The sequence below is a fragment of the Methanocalculus chunghsingensis genome (assembly GCF_018132105.1).
Classification (GTDB): Archaea; Halobacteriota; Methanomicrobia; order Methanomicrobiales; family Methanocorpusculaceae; genus Methanocalculus; species Methanocalculus chunghsingensis.
On the sequence record NZ_JWHL01000008.1, the window covers coordinates 21,675 to 39,546 of the forward strand.

General features: G+C 51.4%; 13 protein-coding genes. All 13 read right to left on the reverse strand.

Going from position 1 to position 17,872, the window contains the following annotated elements:
* Positions 1 to 4: 4 nt before the first annotated feature.
* On the reverse strand, positions 5 to 580 hold the full coding sequence (gene pdxT / locus RJ53_RS06275) for a pyridoxal 5'-phosphate synthase glutaminase subunit PdxT (protein ID WP_211530767.1): 576 nt from the start codon (positions 578 to 580) through the stop codon (positions 5 to 7).
* Positions 570 to 1,466: a pyridoxal 5'-phosphate synthase lyase subunit PdxS gene (pdxS, locus tag RJ53_RS06280; RefSeq protein ID WP_211530768.1), complete on the reverse strand. Its 897-nt coding sequence runs from the start codon at positions 1,464 to 1,466 to the stop codon at positions 570 to 572. The genes pdxT and pdxS overlap by 11 nt, the downstream gene beginning before the upstream one ends.
* A 117-nt stretch (positions 1,467 to 1,583) precedes the next feature.
* Complete coding sequence (locus RJ53_RS11785; RefSeq protein ID WP_211530769.1) at positions 1,584 to 3,869, reverse strand: PKD domain-containing protein; 2,286 nt, start codon at positions 3,867 to 3,869, stop codon at positions 1,584 to 1,586.
* Position 3,870: 1 nt separating this feature from the next.
* Positions 3,871 to 4,662 carry a hypothetical protein gene (locus tag RJ53_RS06290; RefSeq protein ID WP_211530770.1) on the reverse strand — a complete coding sequence of 264 codons (792 nt, stop codon included), beginning with the start codon at positions 4,660 to 4,662 and terminating at the stop codon, positions 3,871 to 3,873.
* 4 nt (positions 4,663 to 4,666) lie between these two features.
* Entirely contained in the window at positions 4,667 to 6,553 is a 1,887-nt protein-coding gene (locus RJ53_RS06295; protein ID WP_211530771.1) for a PKD domain-containing protein, read from the reverse strand.
* A 136-nt stretch (positions 6,554 to 6,689) separates the two neighbouring features.
* A complete protein-coding gene (locus RJ53_RS06300) occupies positions 6,690 to 8,981 on the reverse strand; it encodes a PKD domain-containing protein (RefSeq protein WP_211530772.1) in 2,292 nt (763 codons plus the stop codon).
* Positions 8,982 to 9,213: 232 nt separating this feature from the next.
* Positions 9,214 to 11,073, reverse strand: coding sequence for a PKD domain-containing protein (locus RJ53_RS06305; protein WP_211530773.1), 1,860 nt, complete (start codon positions 11,071 to 11,073; stop codon positions 9,214 to 9,216).
* Between the two features lie 96 nt (positions 11,074 to 11,169).
* A complete protein-coding gene (locus tag RJ53_RS06310) occupies positions 11,170 to 12,882 on the reverse strand; it encodes a PKD domain-containing protein (RefSeq protein ID WP_211530774.1) in 1,713 nt (570 codons plus the stop codon).
* Between the two features lie 78 nt (positions 12,883 to 12,960).
* Positions 12,961 to 14,904 (reverse strand): 6-bladed beta-propeller, encoded by a 1,944-nt coding sequence (locus RJ53_RS06315; RefSeq protein WP_211530775.1) that lies wholly within the window; start codon positions 14,902 to 14,904, stop codon positions 12,961 to 12,963.
* Positions 14,905 to 15,160: 256 nt separating this feature from the next.
* The gene (gene cbiB, locus RJ53_RS06320; protein WP_211530776.1) at positions 15,161 to 16,087 is read right to left on the reverse strand and encodes an adenosylcobinamide-phosphate synthase CbiB; all 927 of its coding nucleotides are present in this window, start codon (positions 16,085 to 16,087) and stop codon (positions 15,161 to 15,163) included.
* Positions 16,063 to 16,611 (reverse strand): DUF7524 family protein, encoded by a 549-nt coding sequence (locus RJ53_RS06325; protein WP_211530777.1) that lies wholly within the window; start codon positions 16,609 to 16,611, stop codon positions 16,063 to 16,065. The genes cbiB and RJ53_RS06325 overlap by 25 nt, the downstream gene beginning before the upstream one ends.
* A 9-nt stretch (positions 16,612 to 16,620) precedes the next feature.
* Entirely contained in the window at positions 16,621 to 16,806 is a 186-nt protein-coding gene (locus tag RJ53_RS06330) for a methytransferase partner Trm112 (protein WP_211530778.1), read from the reverse strand.
* Positions 16,803 to 17,813 (reverse strand): adenylosuccinate synthetase, encoded by a 1,011-nt coding sequence (locus RJ53_RS06335; protein WP_211530779.1) that lies wholly within the window; start codon positions 17,811 to 17,813, stop codon positions 16,803 to 16,805. Before RJ53_RS06335 ends, RJ53_RS06330 begins: the two co-directional genes overlap by 4 nt.
* Positions 17,814 to 17,872: the final 59 nt, after the last annotated feature.

The following is a 17,872-nucleotide window of genomic DNA, read 5'->3' on the forward strand; positions in this document are numbered from 1 at the left end:
CAGATCAGAGGCCGAGGTTTTCAAGGAAGAGCTGGTGGAGTCTCAGATCTCCACTGAGTTCGGGATGGAACGAGAAGGCCATATGAAGGCCATGCCTGATTGCAATATATCCTTGTGGAAGCTTCGCCAGTACTTCTGTTTTGTATCCGACACGGGTTGCCACAGGTGCACGAATGAAGACTGCATGGAATGGATCTGCAAGTCCGACGCAGTCAATATCGGCCTCAAATGACTCACGCTGGCGTCCGAAAGCATTCCGCTTCACCGTCATATCCATGATGCCGAGTGGCTCAAAGAGGCTGTCATCCTCGACTTCTGTAGCAAGGAGAACCATCCCGGCACAGGTGGCAAAAATCCCCCCATCGTACTCCTGAAGGGGGCGCTGCATCCCTGCATTCTGGATCAGTCGGTTAATCGTTGTTGATTCCCCTCCTGGGAGTGCGATGCCGTCAAAGTCCGGTATCTCGGATGCTGTACGGAAGGCAGATACCTCCCCCCGATCACCAAGCGCTAAGCGAAATGCCTCCAGGTGCTCGGAGACATCGCCCTGAAGTGCAAGGACTCCAATCCTACCAGCCACGGGTCTGCAACACCTCGTCCGGACGGAGCGTATGGATGTCGATGCCCTTCATCGCCTCACCAAGGCCACGGCTCACTTCTGCAATAACCTTGGGATCATTGAAGTGATGGACCGTCTCAACGATCGCCCGTGCCATCTTCTCAGGATTCTCTGACTTGAAGATCCCTGAACCGACGAAGACGCCGTCTGCACCAAGCTGCATCATCAGTGCGGCATCGGAGGGTGTTGCAATACCGCCTGCAGAGAAGTTCACAACCGGAAGACGCCCGCGGACTGCTGCATCCTCGACGAGCTCGACCGGGGCCTCAATCTTCCGGGCATACGCCGCCCGCTCCTGGGTATCCATCCCGGAGATAAGCCGGATCTCGGACTGAATGGCCCGCATATGCCTGACGGCTTCGACGACGTTGCCGGTCCCGGCCTCACCCTTCGTCCGGATCATCGCTGCCCCCTCGTTGATCCGCCTGAGCGCCTCACCAAGATTGCGTGCCCCACAGACGAACGGCACCGAGAAGACCTTCTTATCGACATGGAACTCCTCATCTGCCGGTGTCAGCACTTCAGATTCATCGATCATATCGACACCAAGCTCCTGGAGCACCTGCGCCTCGACGAAGTGGCCGATCCTGACCTTCCCCATGACCGGGATCGAGACCGCTTCGGTGATCTCGACGATCCTGGTTGGATCTGCCATCCTGGCGACACCCCCCATCTTCCTGATATCCGAAGGAACACGTTCAAGCGCCATTACCGCAACCGCACCGGCTTCTTCTGCGATTATTGCCTCTTCAGCAGAGACGACATCCATGATGACGCCGCCCTTCTGCATCGATGCAAAACCCCGCTTCAGAAGTTCCGTCCCAAACCTCAGCTCTTCAAGTTTCATCCCTGTTTATTGGATCAGGCAAGACTATAAAACATAACATCCCGGAGAATCGAACCACTCTCCGATGGTATCCCGAGATATCGAATATCAGACTCGGGAAAAAATTTGAGATACTATTTATCCAAGTTGTATCGCACCCACATAATGATACGCAATTTTTGCAGCATCACTGTGATTTACCGGATCGGAAAGAGGATCCGTTAATTTCGCCCTGGGATCCTGGTCAATGAGTCCGACCGCAATGTATGCCACTCTTGCAACATCTCCGATATCCACCCTGCCGTTGCCATTCAGATCACCTCTCGGATTGACAATAATATACTCATTTCGTGTCAGCGTATCGTTTCCGGCATGATTTGATACCGTGAGGGATACCCGGTATCTTCCCGGGATTTCGAAGATCGTTATGGGATGCTGATCACGGACGATTGTTTTGTCACCAAAACTCCATTCCCAATTGTCCGGGTAGCCGGTTGACCGATCGGTGAAAGTTACAGTAAGAGGGGCAGGACCAACGAGCAGATCTGCAGCAAAATCGGCAACAGGAGGGGAAGGGGGAGTTGATGGTGAAAATACAAAGACGGCGTTATGGGTTGCATCTGTCACATAGAGATCACCACGGCTATCAACGGCAATTCCGGACGGAGATGAGAGGCGACCAGTGCCAAATGATCCGATATATGTTCCGTTCTGATGAAATGCGATAATTCTTCCATTTCCGGCATCTGCGATGAACAGTTCTCCATAAGGAGATATGGCAACATCGCGGGGCGCTGTCAGCCCCCCATCACCTTCAAGCGAAGGGCCGTAGGTGCGGATCTGGACCCCGGATCGATCATAAGCAACCACGCGGTTATTCCCGGAGTCGGAAACATAGAGGGTATCATCACGATCAAACCGGACACCCTGCGGGGATCTGAACTCTCCATCACCCGACCCCTGTGAGCCGAAATGGCGGATAAAGCCACCCTCAGAGTTAAAGAGATCAATCCTGTGGTTTCCTGTATCAGCAATAGCAAGAACCCCGGATCGGTTTATGGCAATGCCGCCGGGAAATGAGAGCTCTCCCTGGAGAGATCCCCTCTCACCAAATGAACGAAGGAACTGCATATCCGAGTCAAATATCCGGATTTGGTGGTTCCCTGTATCAGCCACATAGAGCCGGCCGGCTTCATCATAGGAGACGCCGACAGGTCCGCCCAGGTTTTCTCCCGGAGCACCGGTGATCTCCTGGACGAAGGTGCCTTCAGAAGAAAAGATCATGATCCGGTTATTCAGCATATCTGCGACAGAGACGATGCCTGATGAGGATATGGCGATGCCACGAGGAGAACTCAGAAACGATCCCCAGCTCCTCCGGAAGAGATAATATTCGGGATCAGCGGGAGAGGTGACGGTGATATACCCCTCTCGTGTTGAACGATTACTCCCTATGTCTTTCCCGGTGGTGAGGCTGACGGTATAGGTACCGACATCTTCATAGATCTTTGTTGGATGCTGTTCTTCAGAGGCTGTTCCATCTCCAAAATCCCAGAGCCAGAAGTCCGGATCTCCGGTGGAATGATCGGTAAAAGCAACAAGGAGTGGTGCAGCCCCGCTGGTCGGATCTCCAAGAAAATGTGCAGTGGGTGGAAGAGGTGTTTCCTGAACGTGGATAAAGTCTTCTTTTGTGAGGATACTACTCCCCCCGGTATTCGACACCGTCAGGGATACAGTATAGAGTCCGGGTATGGTGTATATCTTTGTCGGGTGCTGTTCCATTGAACCGGTTGCATCTCCAAAATCCCATAAAAATTCATCAGGATTCCCATCTGACTGATCCATAAAGCGGACAGATAAAGGGGCAACACCTGCAACCGGATCAGCACTGAATCGTGCAGCAGGCTTCTGGGGAGGAACAGGGACATCCCCGACATTGAGAACAGCCGAGGAGACGATCGGATCATATTTGCCTGGTCCCAGGGGATCGATACTATCTACCTGGATCTGCAGAGGAGTATATCCACGTGCAATCGCCCGGACAGAGATGGTGATCAGGAGAACCTCCCCTGTCCCGGCAGCACCGGTAAGATCAACTGCCTTGCATCTGACCAATTGACCGGGAAGGGTACTGTTCTCCGGGAGATCCGCCCACCCGGGAAAGAGGACTGACGTTATCTCGCCGATTTCTGGATCATCAATCTGGATGATGAATTCGTACCCTGAAATTCCATCAGGAGCATCCTCTACCAGAAATGAATATTCGACCAGATCGCCAACTTCAGCAACCAGATATTCGGGATCAGGGATGATCGAGATGGGAACTCCATTGTTCTGGATTGAAGGGGCCTCATCGGCGCCTGCCGAAGCTGTCAGACATAGGCAGGCAAGAAGAAGAAAGAGGAGATGAGAAGAGATCTTCACGCTAATTCTCCGGATCACGACCATGCAGAGATCCAATCAACAGCAGGGCGATGAGAGATCCCAGAATGGGAAGGAATAGCCCTCCGGGAGATTTCTGAAGATCCGGTTCATCGACCGAAACCACCTGATCCTCCATATGACCAGATTCGGAATCCAGAGGGGTCACTTGATCTGCTACAGGCTCGGGAGTCTCTTCCGGCGTTGCGACTGTTGTGATACCAGGAGTCATGGCAGGTGTGGGTGTGGGAGTGGGAGTCGCGGTAACAACAGGTGTTGAAGATGAGGACCCCCCTCCACCGGAACCACCGGATGCCGGAGAAGCACTAACACCGACAGTCACAGGAATGACAATGGGTGAACCATTATACAGATCGCCAAAGTCATCTTCAAGGATATGCGGAGTGATGGTTATGGTTGCCATACCATTGGCAACGCCGGCAAGAGAGAGGACTGCAAACTGAAATGAACCCTCTCCAGGTTCTGCCAGCTGGGAGAGATCAACACCCCTTATATGACCGGTTTCTGTGCCTGGAGATACAAATTCTTCCAGCATCACCCATTCCGCGAAGGTTACATCGGCAACATCAAGGATATGCGGATCCGTCACTTCAAGATTGAGATGGAACCCTGATATCCCATCTGTAGCACCGGTGATTCCGATCGTCAGAGGAATTTGCTGACCAACACCGAGAGAAAGACTCCCGGCTGGCGATACAATAACATCAGCCCCGAGGGCAGGTGTTACCAGAAAGCATAGAGAGACGATAATTACTGATACAATATTTATTCTCATAAAATCATCCTACCCACCCATTTAGGATTACAACATCATTAAAGCCGATATATCCATTTGCATCATAGTCATAATGCAGAATGCGGCCATGATCACCATCGCGTATCGGCCCGATGTTGCGATAATACACCACGACATCATTAAAGCCCAGTCGTCCATTTCCATCAAGATCATTATAATGCATCCCCTGAATGAAAGGTTCAGAATTGGAGCTGGGAGAGATACTCCTCTGATCCGGGAAATCGCCCTCAAGTCCTCCGGGGAACGGGAGCCGATCCTTAACGATAATCTCCGAAGAAATAACAACCGAACGATATAAATTCCCCTGTTTATCCTCAACCTCGAAAACCGGTCCATCGACCTCATCCAGAATACCCAGAATATACTCTCCGGTTGTAGAGGTGCGTATTGTGAGGTCGAGAAGATGGATGGTTCCATGTCCGGAATCACCATTCAGATCGATGGCACGACACCATACAGTACTCGATGGGAGAAGAGAGAGATCATTGAACTGTGCCCATGTGGGGAAGGTAAGATCAACAATCGGCAATAGATCAAGGAATGGGTTCTCTGTTCCCACGGTAACAGTGAGATTATATCCGGAGAGATCATCGGGAACCTGCCCCTCCGGAACTCTCAGGAACAGGCTGAATGAGTGATCCTTGTCAGGAACAGAGATGATCTTGTCGGGTACGAAATAGAGTTCCGGTGCAGGCGTTACCCGTATCAGGTCGGTCATGGTCACCGTACTCCTCCCCTCCTCATTTTCAACCGTCAGGCTGACTGTATACAGACCGGGAGTTGTATAGGTATGTCGGGGATTTTCAACATCGGAAGTCGCACCGTCACCAAAATCCCAATGCCAGCTTAAAGGAGCCCGTTCAACCAGCTCCTGCCGGGTATAGGTGAACTGGATGGAGAGCGGAACGGAGTTTGTCGTATCCAGACGGGTATGGCTGAAACCGGCTATCGGAGGAAGAGGGTTACCTCTTGGAGCAAAGATTGCGATCCGGGCATTTCCCGTATCAACCGCATATACATACGGAGTTCTCCCGGTCTGGCCAACCATCCTCACCGCAACACCACGGGGGAAACGAAGGTGATCAGAACCGAATATGGCAAGAATGTCGCCCGTATCATTCCACTTTTTTATCTGGCGGGCATTATAATCAACATTATAGATATCCCCTGCATCAGAAACCGTGATACCATAACCACCGGTCGTCCACTGGTTTATATACTCGCCATCGGGAGCGAATTTCTGAATCCGACTATTTATCTCATCCATTACATAGAGATTTCCCATATTGTCAACCGTAACCCCGCTCGGATACCTGAATCTCCCTTCAGAGGTACCTGATCCACCTAAAAAACGTATATGTGTCCCTGATTTAGTGAATATCTGGATCCTGTTGTTCCCGGTATCAGCGATATAGATGTATGCGGCATCAACTGCAATCCCTGAAGGCTGGAGCAAACCATATTCACCGGAACCATATGATCCAAAAGATAAGAGGTGGGATCCATTTTGGGCAAAGACCTGAACCCGGTTGTTGCCGGTATCTGCTACATAGATCCTCCCACTATCATCGACGGCAACGCCCCGGGGTTGTGAAAAGCCGCCATCAGCAACCCCTTCTCCCCCCCACTGACGAATAAAGCTGCCATAACCATCAAACATCTGGATACGATGGTTATCGGTATCAGCTACATAGATATTCCCCTGGATGTCCACAGCAATACCAATCGGTGTCAGGAACTCCCCATCACCCGATCCGGATGTCCCAAACGACCCGATGAAAATATACTCCTCCAGTGCGGATGAAGGGGTGCCGGCAATGAGTGCCAGCCCGAACAGTAGTACAAAAATGATTTTTTTCCCTGGTATCATCGATGATCACATCCATTCATTCCATGGAGTCCGGACAGTGCTTCATGATGAACTGCCTGACCGCCCTCTATCAGAATGCATACTCGTTTCTCTCTCCCCTCGGCAATAGATCCCATCTGACGTTCTCTCTTCAGTATCATATACCATCTCCGCCCGGTGGCCCGGTCATCCCCAGATATGCGTAGGCAATATAGGCTGCATCAGCTCCATCCACCACTCCGTCTTCGTTGAAGTCGGCCTCCTTAACACCCTCACCATATCCTGCTGCCATATAGGCGACCCGTGAGAGATCCCCGATATCGATCCGTCCATTTCTGTTCAGATCACCCCTGAGGTGGACAGTGATGAAGTCATTTTGAACCATGGTTGCCATTCCTCCCTGATTACCGGCAGTAAGTGAGACGGTGTACGTGCCTGGAGAGGAATATATCTTTTCAGGATACCGGGAGACATTCATCGTCCCATCTCCGAGATTCCAGTTCCATGAGGTGACACGCCCCATAGAGATATCATCAAACCGAACCGTAAGCGGGGCATATCCTGAACGGGGAGTGGCAGTGAAGGCTGGAGATGGTGGAGCAACAGGACCATGATAGGTGATGATGGCAACCCTGTGGAGGCTGCTGTCGGTAATATAGAGAGTCCCATTACAATCGACGGCGATGCCGGAAGGGGAGGTGATATCAACCGAAGAGGGGGCCTCATTGTTGATTATATGAAGAATCTCTCCATTCAGATCCATGGCAACGATCCTGGTGTTCCCCGTATCAGCGACATAGAAAAACCCTTCCGGGCTCCATGCCAGATCCCTGGGACGGTTCAGCTGATCATCACCGGCGTCATACTCCCCAAATACCCGGAAATCCAGAGAGAGGTCGATAGCGACGATACGGTTATTCTCCCGATCTGCTATATAGATCGTCTCTGAGGGATCGATTGTCATCCCTTGTGGGTACTGGAACTGCCAGATGCCGCTCCCATACGATCCTCGACTCCAGACAAGATCTCCATCCGGATTAAAGAGCTGGATCCGATGGTTCGATGTGTCGGAGACATACATGAATCCTGAACGGTTCACCACCACATCGCCAGGGAAGAGAAGCTCCCCATGTTCCGACCCCCGTGATCCAATCTCTCTCTGATAACTTCCGGAAGAATCAAAGGTGATAATCCGGTGGTTTCCTGCATCAGCAAGGTAGATGTCACCCTTCGCATCGACACAAAGACCAACCGGAACACTCAGATCTGCTCCTATACTCTTTATGACACTTCCTTCATTATCAAAGATCATAACCCGGTTATTCTGCCTGTCGGCAACGATGATCTCCCCGGCAGGAGAGACGGCGATTCCGGCTGGATCCCGAAACCGGACGGGTGAAAAGCCATATGATCCAAATGTTCTGCTGAGGAGATATCCGGGTTCGGTCCTGAAGATAACGGTATTGGAGATACCTTCGCTATACCCTCCCAGTACCACCAGTCGGATCTGATAGTCGGTATATGGAGCCAGGCCATCCAGAATGGTCTCCCCGGCATCAGGGGGAATCGGGGTATGATTACCTGCTTCCCATCTTGTTCCGCCATCTGTACTCACCTCAGGGTGTACTGATTGTGCATCAACAGCAGGAGTCCAGGTGAGGTGTGCGGATCCGGATGTAGTGTTTATCACCGTCAGATCGGTGACGGGGATCACAGGTCTGGGGGTTGGGGTCGGAGCAGGCGTCGGCGTCGGAACCGGAGTGGGAGTGGCCGTAGGTGTCGGCTCAGGAGTCGGAGCAGGCGTCGGCGTCGGAACCGGAGTGGGAGTGGCCGTAGGTGTCGGCTCAGGGGTCGGAGCAGGCGTCGGCGTCGGCGTCGGAACCGGAGTGGGAGTGGCCGTAGGTGTCGGCTCAGGGGTCGGAGCAGGCCTGACGACCACCTCAACTGGTGTCAGGTGAGGTAGATACAGGCCACCCTGTCGATCATCAATCAGGGATTCTTCGGATAGATGAACCGTTGTATTGCCAGGCGAGAGAGCATGCAGGGTAAATGAGATGAGGGTGACATTGCCGGTTCCCCCTGCCCCCGTAAGATCTATCGCCTTGCACCAGACCGCATCAGCAGGAGATCCACTCTTCTGGTAGGTGGAAAGATACGCCCATTCCGGAAAGGCAATTTGATCTATCTCAACAATACCCGGTTCACCGAGATACATGCTGATGTTGTATCCGGCAAACCCACTCCGGGCTGGATCCAGGTAGAGTGTTATCGCCAGCTTCTCACCAGAAGTTAGCGAAAGGATCCCCGGCTCTGCTATGATGACCGGGGGAAGATCCCCTTCGTCCATGGGATTGGGGTTCAGGGATAACAGACCGGAGTGGGCAGAAGCAGATGTACAGATTGAGAGAAGGCAGAGAGAAACCAGCAGAAGCAGATACCATAAAGGCATCCCGAGAGATACGAAGCGAGACCGGAATAGCAGGTTTTTTGGTTCCCTTTTGAGAGAATACACTCCATTGTTTCGGGATTCATACCCCCCGGTACAGGATACCATGACATTCTCTGGTCGTATCCTAAGCGGCGTTGAAGGGGAAATAGTATTATCAACCCGTATCATTTTCTCTATTTAATCGTGAAGCCTTCATCTCCGGGAAAAGAGAGAGGGGATCAGGATTCTCTCCTCATGACCATTCCAACGCATTATACAGGGTTATAACGTCATTAAACCCAATCCATCCATTCTCATCATAATCAAAATAATCGATATCCCCATGCTCTCCTTCCTTGATCGTATTCATATAGTTATAGAAGATGACAATATCATTGAACCCGATAAACCCGTTTCCATCGAGATCCTCATAGGTTCCCGATATTTTCCCCCTCATGGTCGGATTTGGAAATGAACCAAATGGCAGGACATCAGAGATGCGTATCTGCTTTGATTGAACAATAACCCCATTATTTGGTTGGTATGTCCGTCCTTCACGATCCTGAATTGCACGCGGACCGCCGCCCACCATCATCATCGCATTTCCTCGCGTTGTGCCACCCTCAACCGTCAGATCCAGTAGATGTATCTCCCTGCTCGCCACGACATCGGAGCGTATATCGGTTGCTGTACAGGTAACAACGACAGATGGAAGGTTTGAGACGTGATCAAAATGAGCCCATGCAGGGAACTCCACATCAATGTATTCTGCAACCCCGTTATCTGTAAGAGAGAGTGTCAGATTGAATCCCGAGAGAACACCGGATCCTCCGGCTGGATAGACAAGCCAGAGCCCGAACTTCTCGGTCTGTCCGGGTCCCAACCGGATCTCGTATCTGTCCTCCAGAGTATAGGGCCGGAACTCAAGATACGGCATCACAGGAGCCTCAGTGACCGTGATACAATTCGTCTTCACCTCTGTTGAGCTCCCCTCGTTATTTGTAACCGTCAGGGTTATTGTATAGGTTCCCGGTGTTTCGTACCGATATTGGGGGTTTTGCTCGGTGAGTACTGTTCCGTCTCCCAGATCCCATCTCCATGATGTCGGGTTATTGAAAGATTCGTCTGTAAACCAGACATTAAGGGGTGCTGATCCATGGGTTGGCGATGCGGTAAACCCTGCAACCGGAGGAAGAGGATATCCTGCCGGTACCCAGATGGACACCCGGTTATTCCCGGTATCTGCAACATAAACAAAAGGCGTCAGGCCAAGTCCTCCGGATCTTCGGACTGCAACACCACGGGGGCTTGAGAATTCTGCATCTCCTGCACCACCGGATCCAAACACAAGGAGCGTCTCACCTTCAGGGGTCTGCTTGATGATCCGATCATTGGCGGGATCGGCGAGATACACCAGGTTATTGTCATCAGCAGCGATGCCATATCCTGGTGTATCCCAGGCCCTCTGGAATGTGCCAGCAGTATTAAAACACTGAATCCGGCCGTTCAGGTCATCGATAACATAGATATAACCTGATTCATTCACCATCACGTCAACAGGATTGAGAAACTGCCCCTCACCGGTTCCGGGACCTCCAAAAGACTCAAAGACCCCGCTTATACGGTTAATCTTCTGTATCCTGTTATTACCGGAGTCTGCAACATAAATCCAGTTGATTGTATCGACCGCAATACCGGTCGGGCTGGTGAGCTGTCCCGCACCATCTCCATATGAACCATAGGAACGCTGATACACACCTTCCGAGTCATACACGACAATCCGGTGGTTGTTGGTATCCGCAACATAGACCCGATCGCCCCGATCGACTGCGATCCCCTTTGGATACTGAAACTCCAGTTCACCGGTTCCAAATGAACCCCATTCCCTGATGAAAGTACCGGCCTGATCAAACTTGACAACCCGGCTGTTATATGTATCAGCAACATAGACATTACCGGTCGAATCGATGGCAACATCGTACGGGCGATCAAATGGCGAATCCAGTACCTCAAACGACTTGAAAAAGATATACTCCTCCTCTGCCAGACATGGTGAACAGAGGAGGCCAAGACCGAGAATTACTCCAAGGTATATCAATGTAGTACACTTCATATCCTGACACCCGCGTTTATTAAACAATCCATTGTTTATCAGCAACCTAAACCATTCCAGATACCTGTCATCATCCTTTCAGCACCCTGCCGGTTTTCAGACCATCTCGTAGAGCACCACCACATCATTAAACCCGATTCGGCCGTTTCCATCATAATCAAAGAGCTCTATCTGGCCAAAGTCTCCGAGTCGCAACACCTCGATATTTTCATAGAATAAGATGACATCATTAAACCCGATTCTTCCATTGCCATCAAGATCCTCATAAAGCCGATCTCCGGTCATATCCTGGGGTTTTGGAAAGAATCCTCCTTGAGGCTTTGGAAAATGGCGAAGGAGATTAATATAATCACTTTTTGTGATGGTATCAGATCCGCCGCCATTTCTGACCATGAGGCTGACAGTATAGATTCCCGGGGTAGTGTAGCTGTATACCGGGTTTTCAAGGGTTGATTCACCGCCATCACCAAACATCCAGTGCCACTCATCGATGGTTCCTGATGAGAGATCACTAAATGAGATAGAGAGGGGAGCATTGCCTTCTCTGATATCGGCATCGAATGCTGCCGATGGAGGTGGCGGATGTGCGGTGATGATGGAGTCCGTGATTATATGATCCTCCCCACCTGCATTCGTGACGGTGAGAGAGATCGAATAGGTGCCAGGATCCTGATAGACATGAACCGGATGCTGCTCTGATGAGGTTGTCCCATCCCCGAAATCCCAGAGCCATGCATCAACGGTACCTGTCGATCGATCCGTCAGTGTAACAGGGAATGGGATAATTCCTTCAGTCTGATTGACAAAAAAATCAGCCTGGGGAGGGGGTGGCATCTCTTTGACCGTAATCGATCGATCTTGAAGGGCCGGGCAGTACAGTCCACCCTGACGATCATCGATAAGATGCCCCTCAAGAATACCAATCCCGGCCTCTCCCGGCGCGACTGCACGGACGGTCATCATGACAAGGGCCACTTCTCCTGTTCCGGAATCACCGGCCAGATCAACCGCCTTGCACCAGACACTCTCTGCTGGAAGCGGTCCATGCTCCGGCATATTTGCCCATGAAGGGAAGGAGACCGATGTGATCTCAAGAACCGAGGAGTCAGAGACAAAACCCGTAATATTATAGCCGGAAATGCCCTGATCCGCGTTCTCCATCACCACGGTATAGACAGCCGTCTGCCCGACGGAGAGTTCGTCCTCATCCCCTGCAAGAAGAACAGAGGATGTATCCGGTTGAGGGCTGGGTGTTGGTTCAGGAGTCGGAATGGGGGTGGGCTCAGGAGTTGGTGTCGGTCCGGGATCTGACCCAACATGCAGAAGAGCAGAGATGGGAGGGGGATATTCCCGATAACCGGCTGCATCATCGAGATACCCCTCCCCGGAACGAATCCTGATTCCGGTCATCCCGGGGGCATCAGCCCTGATACGAAGAGTCAGGACGGTAATATCCGAACCGCCGGGGCCGTCCCCGAGATCTGCACCCCTGCACCAGACCTCATCACCCGGAAGTGAACTCTGCTGCCGTAGATCAACCCATGAAGGGAAGATTACCTCAACAATCTCCCCAACATCGGGGTTATCAAGATAAAAGCTTATATTAAATCCAATGAGACCATTCGGGGCAGTTATCGCCTTCAGGGTAACATCAATACTATCTCCCGTCCCTGCGGTAACCTCAGCCGGAATGAAGGCCATCTCATAGGATGATCCGGATGAGGACTCCGGAGAGACCAGAACTGCCGAACCACCGGGTACAAGAAGCAAAGAGACTATGATAATCAGGAGCCAGACTGCCGGTTTCATGCCAGTATCACCATCCCTGTCCCTGCCAGATGCATAATCATAACGAGCAATAGTTGAGAGTGAGAGGAGATTCTCCCATCACTCGATTGCACGGTAGAGCGTCCTCATATCATTTGTCGTAATTCCGCCAACACCATCATAGTTATAGTAATCAACTGTACCATGATTGCCGGTAGCGATTGCATCCATATTATTCCAGAAGATGACGACATCATTGAAGCCGATTCTCCCGTTTCCATCGAGATCTTCATAGGTATTTGCAATAATACCACGTGCCGTTGGCGAGGGGAAGAGGCCTCCTGATGGCCGGGGGAATGACAGGACCCCTTCAACATTGATGACGGCATCATTGACAACCGGCCGATAGATCCCTCCTTCACGATCAGCGATATGGATCTCATCACCGGAATCACCCGGTATCGAAGTCTTCTCAATCGTCAGTACTGTTGATCCGCTTCCGCTATCGGCAACAACCACCAGATCGAAGAGATGAAGAGAGTCTCTTCCTGATTCACCATTCAGATCAACCGCTGTCACCCAGACACTGCTTCCAGGGAGCGCGGCATATTCGGTCTGGAATTCATAGGCATTCCAGAGAGGGGACGGGCGGACATCTGTGATCTTCACATTATCATTTGAGAGGCTGAGCGTGATATTAAACCCGGAGAGATCATTCGGGGTATGTCCTGCCGGAATATCGAGCCAGAGACCGATGATCTGCTCCTGGCCGATCGTCAGATCCATCTGATCGGGATCGAAGGTGAGATGGGGAGCGGCAGTCACACTGAAGAGATCAGATTTGGTGATCGTGTCGGTCCCTTCTCCGTTTCTCACTGTCAGGCGGACCGAGTACGTTCCTACATCGGTGAATTCATGCGTGTAGTTACGCTGTTCATAAGACTGGGTCTCATAGAGGATACCCCATGGACCTCCATCTCTGGAGACCTCCCATCGCCATGTTGTCGGCTTTCTCCCCTCAGGATCTGAACTGGATGTATCGTTGAGCCATACCCCATGAGGCACAGATGCCGGAGTGATACTCTCGAATTCAAAATCAGCGATAGGAGGGAGGGTTGAACCTTCAGGCGCCCAGATCGAGATTCTGTTATTGCCGGTATCTGCCACATAAATAAATGGAGTCCTTCCAGGCGTTGCCAGAACCCGCTTGATCCCGATATCACGGGGCTCATCCAGCTGACTGATCCCGGGATCATCACCAAACGCTGTTATTGATCCACCTACGTTGTCTGTTACCCTGATCAGATTCGAAGTCCAGTCTGTTGAGAAGATGTTGTTCTCCTCATTTATCAGGATACCATACCCATCGGAAGCCCAGCTTCTCTGGTAGACGCCATTGATATCAAAGACCTGAACCCGGAAGTTCTGCTGATCCATCACATATATATTCATTGACGAATCGACCGAGATGCCGACCGGATATCGGAATGTTCCATTAATGGTTCCCGCCTGGCCAAAAGCCCTCACAAAGCTGCCATCTTTATTAAGTATCTGGATGCGATGATTCTCGGTATCAGCAACATAGAGATAGGTATCATCGACCGCAACAGCACCCGGACTCTTCATCTCTCCATTCGCACTTCCAAATGAGCCGAATGTTCGCCATTGCCCACCTGCCCGATCGATGCGGACAATCCGGTGATTCTTTGTATCAGCAATGTAGATGAAACCCTGGTTATCGACGACAATCCCTTTTGGTTCATGGAACTGGCGCTCCCCGGACCCCTGGGTTCCAATTGACCATTCCACAGTTCCAAATGGATCAAACTTCACCACCCGGTGATTCTGGGTATCTGCAACATAGACATTTCCATCATCCAGGGAGTCAACCGCAACACCATAGGGATTTGCAAGGGGAATTCCTCCGGACTGTCCGCTCCCTGCCATTGTTCCATTGAAGGAATCGACATAGATATGAGCAGCAGTCGTTGTTCCGGGAATAAGAAAGACAAGAAGGAGCCATATCATCGCCCCTGTAACCAGATATCGTGATGTTGTACTCATCGAACACCTCTCAAAGTATAAAGTATTATAAGCATTCATTGAAGATGCGATCAGCTCCACAGCTTTTGTGAAATGCATGACCCCCTCTGCAAGTATCGCAGATATTAGTTCAAAATAATATAAAGATTGTGGATATGATTATGCGAGTATAAGGTCAGCATCACAGATTAGTGATGATTTCCTGGCTGATTCAAACACCCATAAATGAAGTAAAAAGGCAACAGGAAAGTGAATATTTTTATTAATTTTTTATATTTTATAAAATAAATAGAAGATGATTCTGATTGGCAAGATGGAGGCATAGGATGGCAGCCAGAAGACCAAGCACCGTCGCCCCCCGTACCGCGGCGATGACACATCGCCCCCCTGTCTTAAGACTTTGTGTACAGTCCCCAATCCTATAGCTCCCCGGCTTCTCAAACCGGATCCCACACCCTCCTGCGATGAGTGCCATCGGGATCCCGCCATTGAACCCCGGACGCTTCCCTGCATCACGCCGGAGTACCAGATATGCCTCCCTCCCCCGTCTGCGGGCTGTAAACCAGAGGAGGAGGAGGCATCCGGTGATACGTGCCGGGATATAACTGAGGATATCATCGGCACGGGCAGAAAACCAGCCAAGACGTTCGCGATCATCCCGGTATCCGAGCATCGCATCCATCGTATTGGCAGCCCGGTACATCGCAGCACCGGGAAGACCAAGAAGGGCAAACCAGAAGAGCGGGGCGATGATCGAGTCAACAAGGTTTTCAGCAACCGACTCATACGCTGCTGAACGGACCTCTTCATCCGAGAGGAGGGCAGTCTTTCGGGAGACCATCATCCCTGCTGCCCTCTGCCCCTCACCGCTCCCACGCGAGAGCCCCTCTTCGACCGATATGGCATGCTCTTCAAGTGAACGCCATGCAAAAGTTGATTTCAAAAACACTGGTGCAATCAGAATATAGAGCCACCAGGGAGCATACCATTCAAGGAGGAGTGCCGGGATCACCGCGATGGCGGCGGTTGCAATCCAGAAGATGAGACCCGCCACCCGCTGGAGGGATCGGCGGTATGCAGTTGGTCTTCCCCACCATCCAATAAATCTTCCGAGGAGGGCTACCGGATGATATGGCGTATGGGGATCACCCACAGCCCGATCAAGAAAGACTGCCAGGATCAGAATGATTCCGGCGAACGGCATGCAGTGACGACCCCGGCAAGAAGGAGGAGAACGATGAGTGCTGTGGCAAATGCATCCACAGGCGCAAGGAGTGCGCCACGGAAGGAGAGCCAGATGAGATAGATGATGCATGCCAGGATACAGGGGATCAGGGCAAGGAGTGGCGGAGACCTCTTCAGCAGGGACTCTTCAACCACGATGATCTCAGGATCTTCACAGACGATAGGGCATGCCTTGCTCACCACGACCTTCACCCGTGTCGTTCTTGCTCCATATCCGGTGATTATATCAAGGGTAAAGATACCGTCCCCTGAGGATTCACGAATAGGGATAGCGATCTCGATGACGCCATCCACAAAGATATTCTCATGAAAAAAGTCGGTGAATGCCTGTCCGTTCTGTGTTCTGATCGTTGCATGGGTGGGGGAGCCGTGGTTCTCAAACCGGATTCTAAGGTCACTCCCTGCATCGACGGGTACCTCACGTGCCGAGACCTCGATGCTGTTTACTCCCTTCCGATTCAGATGCACATCAATGACAGTCATACAGGCAGACTACTCCCCTTCTGGTTCGGGTGGAAGAAGGTTTGGAATCCCCTCATGGATCGGATAGTCGACAGAACATGCCGGACACCGGAGGCTTCCTTCCATAATCTCCTCCCCGTCCTCTTCAGTAACAGAGAGCTCAATCTCACCCTTACAGACCGGACAACAGAGGATATCCATCAACCAACGCTTCATTTCTTCTTCCTCAGATCAATGATTTGTGAGAGTTCTGGTCCGGTCGAGATGATTGTGACGGGACGTCCCACATCCACCTCTACCTGATGGATGAAATCTTTTGCGGTCTGGCTGAGCTGATCATACTCAGTTGCTCCATAACAATCGGGATCAACACGGTCGATGCCGGTGATGGCAACCTGGGTGCAGCCGTTGATCATCGCCGAATACCGTGCCATGTCACCGTCCCAGTTTCCGATCCTCCGTTCGCGGTGAGTGACGGTCCCAAACTCCTGAATACCCATGGAATGGGATGCCTCAAGACTCATCTCTGTTGAGAAGGGACCCTCACCGACCCGTGTCGGGAATGCCTTGAAGACGACGATGACATCATCAACCCGTGTCGGACCGACACCCGTGTCAGCTGCAATCTGGGATGCCGAGGTATCCTTGCTCGTCACATAGGGGTACGTCCCATAATAAAGCGAGATTCCAAAACCCTGGGTTCCTTCGATGAGAACGGTCTCGCCATTATCAATCGCCTGATTTACCAGTTCTGCAACATCAGCGATATACGGAGCAAGTTCGGGGATATCCTTTGCCTGTTTTGAGAGGCGGAGTACCCGGTCCGAGTTTGCAGGACCGCATCCGGATCCGGTGCTTCCGATCTTCTTTGCCAGATGCTCACTCGATTTGTCACGGGCAATATGCTCCTCATCGATGATGCCGCATCTCCCATCAACAAAGACGCGCCCGGAGACACCGACTTCATCTATCTCCTTCTGAAGGACTCTGGGGTCAACGAGGACACCAGGACCGATACAGAGTTTTGCATCAGGATAGACGAAACCGGACGGAATCATCCGGACACCATATTCCTTCTCCCCTACTTTAACTGTATGGCCGGCGTTTGGACCAACACCGCCACGAGAAATAACTGTTGGATGGTCCTGATGAGCGATATGGGCAACGATCTTGCCTTTACCCTCATCACCAAAGAAACCACCTACGATGATCGTACAGGACATAATCGTATCATTAGATTTCTGTTTGGGTAGGTGATAAAGTAGCCCCCCGTCACCATACA

Bases quoted from the DNA above. Each gene is read 5' to 3' on its own strand.
- RJ53_RS06315 (WP_211530775.1), bottom strand. From the start codon at position 14,904: ATGAGTACAACATCACGATATCTGGTTACAGGGGCGATGATATGGCTC.
- RJ53_RS06330 (WP_211530778.1), bottom strand. From the start codon at position 16,806: ATGAAGCGTTGGTTGATGGATATCCTCTGTTGTCCGGTCTGTAAGGGT.
- RJ53_RS06310 (WP_211530774.1), bottom strand. From the start codon at position 12,882: ATGAAACCGGCAGTCTGGCTCCTGATTATCATAGTCTCTTTGCTTCTT.
- RJ53_RS06305 (WP_211530773.1), bottom strand. From the start codon at position 11,073: ATGAAGTGTACTACATTGATATACCTTGGAGTAATTCTCGGTCTTGGC.
- RJ53_RS06295 (WP_211530771.1), bottom strand. From the start codon at position 6,553: ATGATACCAGGGAAAAAAATCATTTTTGTACTACTGTTCGGGCTGGCA.
- cbiB (WP_211530776.1), bottom strand. From the start codon at position 16,087: ATGCCGTTCGCCGGAATCATTCTGATCCTGGCAGTCTTTCTTGATCGG.
- RJ53_RS06290 (WP_211530770.1), bottom strand. From the start codon at position 4,662: ATGAGAATAAATATTGTATCAGTAATTATCGTCTCTCTATGCTTTCTG.
- RJ53_RS06300 (WP_211530772.1), bottom strand. From the start codon at position 8,981: ATGCCTTTATGGTATCTGCTTCTGCTGGTTTCTCTCTGCCTTCTCTCA.
- RJ53_RS06325 (WP_211530777.1), bottom strand. From the start codon at position 16,611: ATGACTGTCATTGATGTGCATCTGAATCGGAAGGGAGTAAACAGCATC.
- RJ53_RS06335 (WP_211530779.1), bottom strand. From the start codon at position 17,813: ATGTCCTGTACGATCATCGTAGGTGGTTTCTTTGGTGATGAGGGTAAA.
- pdxS (WP_211530768.1), bottom strand. From the start codon at position 1,466: ATGAAACTTGAAGAGCTGAGGTTTGGGACGGAACTTCTGAAGCGGGGT.